This window comes from Amycolatopsis sp. SID8362 (assembly GCF_010550475.1).
GTDB classification, from domain to species: domain Bacteria; phylum Actinomycetota; class Actinomycetes; order Mycobacteriales; family Pseudonocardiaceae; genus Amycolatopsis; species Amycolatopsis eburnea.
Map to the genome: position 1 here is coordinate 1 of NZ_JAAGNB010000141.1, position 5656 is coordinate 5656.

Genomic DNA, 5656 nt, shown 5'->3' on the forward strand with positions numbered 1-5656 from the left:
CGGCCAGCGCGCCCCAGGCGGCGCGGCCCACCGCCGCGTCGAGTCCGGGGTGGACGGACATCGTCAGCCGGCGTTCGTAGCCGCCCAGCGGGTCGACGCCGGCGACCCGGTCCAGCGGCAGCCCGGCGCGGGTCGCGGCGTCCACTGTGGACTCGCCGTAGAGCGGCACGAGCAGGACCGCGTCCGGGTAGGCGTCGGACACCACCTGCACGCCCGCCGCGGAGAGCGCGCGGGCGAGGTGCTCGTCCGCGGTGAACACCGGGCTCGACGGCTTCGGCGGCGCCGCCGGCTCCTCGGTGACCTGCTGCTTGCCGTCGACGTAGGAGAAGAAGCCTTCGCCGTTCTTCCGCCCGAACAGCCCGGCGGCGACCCGCGGGCGGGTCAGCCACGACGGGCGCAGCCGCGGGTCGCCGTGGAAGCCGCTCCAGATGCTTTCCAGGACGGCGTGGGAGACGTCGAGGCCGGTGAGGTCGAGCAGTTCGAACGGGCCGAGCTTCAAGCCGAGCACGTCACGGGCGACGCGGTCGACGTCGGCGGGCTCGGCCAGCGCCTCGGCGAGGATCTGCAGCGCTTCGGTGTTCAGCCCGCGGCCGGCGTGGTTGACCAGGAAGCCGGGCGCGTCCTTCGCCAGGACCGGCTCGTGCCCCCAGCTCCGCACCAGCTCGAGCACCTGACCGGGCAGCCAGTCGTGCGTGCGCGCGCCGGGCACCACCTCGACCAGGCGCATCAGCGGTACCGGGTTGAAGAAGTGCAGCCCGACGAGCCGCCCGGGCTCGGCCAGCTCGGCGGCGATCTCGGTGACCGACAGCGAACTGGTGTTGGTCGCGAACACCGTCTCCTGTGGACAGACCCGCTCGAGGCCGGCGAACAGGGCCCGCTTGGTCTCGAGGTCCTCCCGCACGGCTTCGACGACGAGATCGACCCCGTCCGCCGGCGCGTCCGGCGCGGCCACGGCGACCAACCGGGCCTTCACCGCCTCCGGGTCGCCGAGCTTGCCCTTCGAAGCCAGCTTGTCGACCATCCCGCCGACGTACGCGATCGCGTCGTCGACCGCCTCGCGGCGGACGTCGGCCAGCTCGACGGTCACACCCGCGGTCGCGGCCAGCTGGACGATCCCGCGTCCCATCACCCCGGTGCCGATCACCCGGATCCTGCCGACCTTTCCGGCCCACCCCGTCACGTCGTTCCGCCTTTCCGTTGCTTCTGGCGTGACGGTACCGCCTAAAGGCCGACGAACTCGGCCATCCGCTTCGCCGAGTGGGCGAAGAACGCGTCCGCCGGGTCGACGCTGCCGACGTACTGGCCGAAGAGCTCGAAGCTGATCGCGCCGAACAGCTGCGTCCACGCCATCAGCAGCCGGGTCACGGTCTCGGGGCCGGCGATGATCCCGAGGGCCTTGGTGAGCGTTTCGGCCTGGGCGCGCAGCTCGGGCGAGACCTCGTCGGGTGCCCGCACCGTGGTGTTCGTGAGCACCTTGACCAGCGCGAGCGCGACCCGCGACGCCGGGACGACGGTGTCCTGCGGTGCCTCGTAGCCGGGGATCGGCGAGCCGTAGATCAGCGCGTACTCGTGGGGGTGGGCGCGGGCCCAGGCGCGCGTCGCCTGCCAGATGGCCAGCCAGCGGTCCCGGGGTTCGCCTTTGCCGGGGTCGCCGTTCTCCGCGGCTTCGCCGATCGCGTTGTACGCGTCGACGATCAGGTCCGTCAGCAGCCGGTCGCGGCTCGGGAAGTAGCGGTAGAGCGCGGAGGAGACCATGCCCAGCTCGCGGGCGACGGCGCGCAGCGACAGCCCGTGCGCGCCGACGTCCGCGAGCTGGCGGCGGGCTTCGTCCTTGATCTCCTGGGTCAGTTCGGCACGGGCGCGTTCGCGGGCGGTGCGGGTCGCGGTCATGGTGATCAGTGTGCCACGGTGAGAGCGGCGCACAAAATAGAGAGCACTGCTCTGGGTGGTGAGCGGTGGTCGTTGTTTGGGTGCTCTTAATGGAGAGCACTGCTCTCTGATGTGATCGGGCTGCCGTGTGGCCGTTTGCTGTGTGCTGGGCCGCGCGTGCTCGTTGGGGCGGGCTGCTGACGCTCGGGTCGAACGCGGTGGTCACCCTTTTGGCTGGTCGCAGCCGGCAGCTGGCGGCCAGCGGTCAGCAGTCGGCGGCCAGCAGTCGGCGGGCCGGGGCCAGTAGTCGGCGGCCGGGACCGGCGGCCAGTGGTCGACAGCCGGCAGTCGGGGCCAGTGGCCAGTGGCCAGTGGCCAGTGGTCAACAGGTCGCAGCCGGCGGCCAGCAGTCAGTGGCCAGCAGTCAGCGGCTGGCCGTTGTCAGCTTCGGTTCGACGAGGTCGTGGCGAAGGTGTGGTGCGGCAGCGCTTGCGGTCGCCGCGGGGCATGGGTCGGGGCTCAATGAGTTGAGGCGGGAGTGGCGCGCTAAGTCGAGAGCAGTGCTCCGGGGAGTGAGCAGTGCGATGGTGGGTTGAGCGGTGGTTGCGTGCTCGGTGCTCCTAATCGAGAGCGCCGCTCTCTGCAAGGGTCCAGGGGGGTTCGGGTGCTGCTCGCTGTAGCGGAGTGGGCGAACGTGCGCGCTGGGACGAGGGCGCCGAGAGAGCGGCGCACAAAACAGAGAGCAGTGCTCTTGACAGTGAGCACTGCTCAGGTGTTAACTGCTCTCAACCGAGAGCACTGCTCTCCCAAACCTCGGAGGACACCATGACCGCCGCCCGCTACATCGAGCCGAAGAAGTCCACCAGCGTCTTCAACGAGGTCGTCGCCAAGCTGACCCGGATGGGGTTCAGCGTCTGGGGCAGCCGGGTGCTGACCGTCGTCGGGCGGAAGAGCGGGGAGGCGCGGTCGGTGCCCGTCAACCTGCTGACCGTCGACGGGGTCCGGTACCTCGTCGCGCCGCGGGGCGAGACGCAGTGGGTGCGGAACCTGCGCGTCGCCGGGGAAGGCACGCTCCGCGTCGGGAAGCGCGTCGAGGGCTTCACGTTCCGGGAGCTGGCCGACGACGAGAAGCCGGGCATCCTCCGCGCCTACCTCAAGCGGTGGAAGTTCGAGGTCGGCGTGTTCTTCGACGGCGTCGACGCCAAGGCCTCCGACGAGAAGCTGCGCGAGATCGCGCCGGGCTACCCGATCTTCGAGATCTTCACGAAGTAGGTTTGCGCCGCGTCAGGTTCGCCGCGACCAGGACCACGCCGACCAGGAACGCGACGAGCCCGATCAGGAACCACAGCTTCTGGCCCGTCATGAAACTGCCGGTGATGACCCCGACTCCTTGCAGCACCCACACGGCGCCGACCAGTACGAGCACGACCCCGACCGCGAGCGTGATCCACCGCCTCATCGGCCCAGCTTAGGCGGGCGGCTCGGCCGGCACGAGTTTGTGGCGGTAGGCGTAGACGACGGCGTGCACGCGGTCGGGCAGGCCGAGCTTGCTCAGCACGCGCGACACGTGGGTCTTCACCGTCTCCTCGCCGACGTGCAGCCGCCGGGCGATCTCGGCGTTGCTGCAGGCGTTGGCCAGCAACAGCAGCACTTCGCGTTCGCGGGACGTCAGCCTGGCCAGCTCGGGTGGTTCGGCGGCCGCGGGTTCGAGGACCGACGTGAACTTCGCGACCAGGCGCCGCGTCACCGACGGGTCGATCAGCGCGTCGCCGCGCGCGGCCACCCGCATCGCCGCGACCAGCTCCTCCGGCGCCAGACTCTTGAGCAGGAACCCGCTCGCCCCGGCGCGCAGCGCGCGGTAGACGTACTCGTCGGCGTCGTAGGTCGTGAGCACCAGGACGCGCGTGTCGTTGCCCGGCGCGGCGAGGATCGCCTCGGTCGCCGCGAGACCGTCGAGGCGGGGCATGCGGACGTCGAGAACCGCGACGTCCGGGCGCAGCCGCGCGGTCTCGGCGACGGCTTCGCGGCCGTCGGACGCTTCGCCGACGCAGGTGAAGTCGGGCTGGGTGTCGAGCAGCGCGCGCATCCCGGAGCGGAACATCGCGTGGTCGTCGGCCAGCAGGACGCGGATCATGTGCTCTCCACCGGGAAGGTCGTGCGCAGCTGCCAGTGTTCGGCGGTCTCGCCGTAGGAGACCTGGCCGCCGAACAGGGTGACGCGCTGGCGGATCCCCGCCAGGCCGCGGTGCGCGTGCTCGTTGCGGCGCGGGCGGTCGGGGCGGAGGCCGTTGGTCACCGTGAGCACGACTTCCGTGCGGCCGTGGTTCAGCTCCACCTCGACCGGGCCCGCGCCGTGGCGCAACGCGTTGGTCAGCGCCTCCTGCGCGATCCGGTACAGGGCGACGTCGAGGGAGCCCGGCAGCTCACGCGGTTCCCCGCGCAGGGTCAGCCGGGTCGGGAGGCCGGCCGAGCGGACGGTCTCGACCAGCTCGTCGAGGTTGTCCAGACCGGGCTGGTCGGCGTTGGTGTCCGCGTGCAGGAGGTCGAGGAGCCGCCGGAGGTCGGCCATCGCCGAGCGGCTCGCGGACTCGACGGCGCCGAGGGACTTCTTCACCGGCGAGTCGCCGTTGGGGAGCCCGAGCCGGGCCGCGCCGGCGTGCACGCCGATGGCGCTGACGTGGTGGGAAATGACGTCGTGGAGGTCGCGCGCGATCGTCGTGCGCTCCTCGAGCACGGCCCGCCGCACGGCTTCCTCCTCGTGCTGGCGGCGTTCGTCCGCCGCGCGTTCGAGGTCGGCGATGTAGGCGCGGCGGGCGGTCGTGTACCGGCCGACCAGCCACGGCAGGAGCGCGCTGACGCTGACGCTGATGGCGGTCAGCCGCCAGTCGGACGCGGTGCGCCCGCCGCCTTCGATGCACCCCGCCGTGACCCCGAGGAGCAGGGCGAGGAGCGCGAGAACGGCGGGTTTCGGCCGCAGCCAGGCGCCGGCCCGGTAGCCGGCGATCAGGATGCCCGAGTTGTTGCCGACGACGTAGCCGACGCAGGTGCAGAGCAGCAGCGGCGACGCAGCGAAGAGCACGGCGTGCGCGAGCGCGACCCAGCCGGAGTGGCGGGCGGCGCCGGCGAGCGCGATGTTGACCGCGATGCCGCCGAGCAGTACCGCCCAGGCCCGCCAGCCCGCTTCGCCGAGCGGGCCGCGGAGGGCGAACAGGGCGCCGTCGCACACCACGCAGACGAGCGCCACCAGCAGCGACTGGCGCCTCAGCGACCCCCTGATGTCCGGCACACCCGCAACTGTGCCCTAACGCGAGGGTGCGGTGGGCGGGAACGCCCCGATGCGGCGGGAGGGGTACGCGGCACCGGGACGTTCCCTGGAAGGAGGGCCGTCAGTTCGTGGGGCGGGCCGAGTAGCCGCCGCCGCGGCGCTGGCCGCGCTGGCCTTCGAAGCCCTGGCCCAGAGACGTCGCCGTCGCGGTCGTGCCGTCGACCTTCGCCACCACCGTCACGTTCGCGTCGCCCTGCTTCACCTCGCCCGTCTTCTGGGTCGACGAATCGATCGTGTACGTCTGCTTGTAGCCGTCCTTGCTGGTCAGCGTCACGGACGTGGCGCTCAGCTCGGTGACGTCGCCGGTCTGCAGGCGCTCGGTCGTGTAGCCGCCGTTCGGGTTCGCCACGACGAAGTCGCCGTGCAGGGCGTCGCGCATCGCCGCCATGCCGCCGCCGAAACCGCCGCCCGGCATGCCCTGGCCGCGGAACGGGCCATTGCCGCCCGGGCCGCCGAAGCCGCC

The 5656-nt window shown here is 71.9% G+C and carries 6 protein-coding genes and 1 pseudogene; 1 reads left to right on the plus strand and 6 read right to left on the minus strand.

Features of this window, described 5'->3' with window-relative positions:
• A partial coding sequence (locus G3I65_RS05470; protein ID WP_160695130.1) for a 3-hydroxyacyl-CoA dehydrogenase NAD-binding domain-containing protein occupies nt 1-1180 on the minus strand: 1180 nt, incomplete at its 3' end.
• A gap of 41 nt (nt 1181-1221) precedes the next feature.
• Nucleotides 1222-1890, minus strand: coding sequence for a TetR/AcrR family transcriptional regulator (locus G3I65_RS05475; protein ID WP_160695131.1), 669 nt, complete (start codon nt 1888-1890; stop codon nt 1222-1224).
• Nucleotides 1891-2694: 804 nt separating this feature from the next.
• On the opposite strand from G3I65_RS05475, the gene G3I65_RS05480 reads away from it, so the two are divergent.
• On the plus strand, nt 2695-3141 hold the full coding sequence (locus G3I65_RS05480; protein WP_160695132.1) for a nitroreductase family deazaflavin-dependent oxidoreductase: 447 nt from the start codon (nt 2695-2697) through the stop codon (nt 3139-3141).
• Here G3I65_RS05480 and G3I65_RS05485 read toward each other — a convergent pair.
• The 4 genes and pseudogenes from G3I65_RS05485 to G3I65_RS05500 form a co-directional block, all read right to left on the minus strand.
• Entirely contained in the window at nt 3131-3328 is a 198-nt protein-coding gene (locus G3I65_RS05485) for a hypothetical protein (RefSeq protein WP_125308425.1), read from the minus strand. The genes G3I65_RS05480 and G3I65_RS05485 overlap by 11 nt on opposite strands.
• A gap of 9 nt (nt 3329-3337) precedes the next feature.
• The gene (locus G3I65_RS05490) at nt 3338-4003 is read right to left on the minus strand and encodes a response regulator transcription factor (RefSeq protein WP_125308423.1); all 666 of its coding nucleotides are present in this window, start codon (nt 4001-4003) and stop codon (nt 3338-3340) included.
• Nucleotides 4000-5154, minus strand: a complete 1155-nt coding sequence (locus G3I65_RS05495) for a histidine kinase (protein ID WP_160695133.1) — start codon at nt 5152-5154, stop codon at nt 4000-4002. The genes G3I65_RS05490 and G3I65_RS05495 overlap by 4 nt, the downstream gene beginning before the upstream one ends.
• Before the next feature lie 100 nt (nt 5155-5254).
• Nucleotides 5255-5656 (minus strand): annotated as a pseudogene (locus G3I65_RS05500) (hypothetical protein); the annotation flags it as partial.

What these genes read in the sequence shown, in the direction of transcription:
- G3I65_RS05475 (WP_160695131.1), bottom strand. Translation starts at nt 1,890, where the DNA reads ATGACCGCGACCCGCACCGCCCGCGAACGCGCCCGTGCCGAACTGACC.
- G3I65_RS05480 (WP_160695132.1), top strand. Translation starts at nt 2,695, where the DNA reads ATGACCGCCGCCCGCTACATCGAGCCGAAGAAGTCCACCAGCGTCTTC.
- G3I65_RS05485 (WP_125308425.1), bottom strand. Translation starts at nt 3,328, where the DNA reads ATGAGGCGGTGGATCACGCTCGCGGTCGGGGTCGTGCTCGTACTGGTC.
- G3I65_RS05490 (WP_125308423.1), bottom strand. Translation starts at nt 4,003, where the DNA reads ATGATCCGCGTCCTGCTGGCCGACGACCACGCGATGTTCCGCTCCGGG.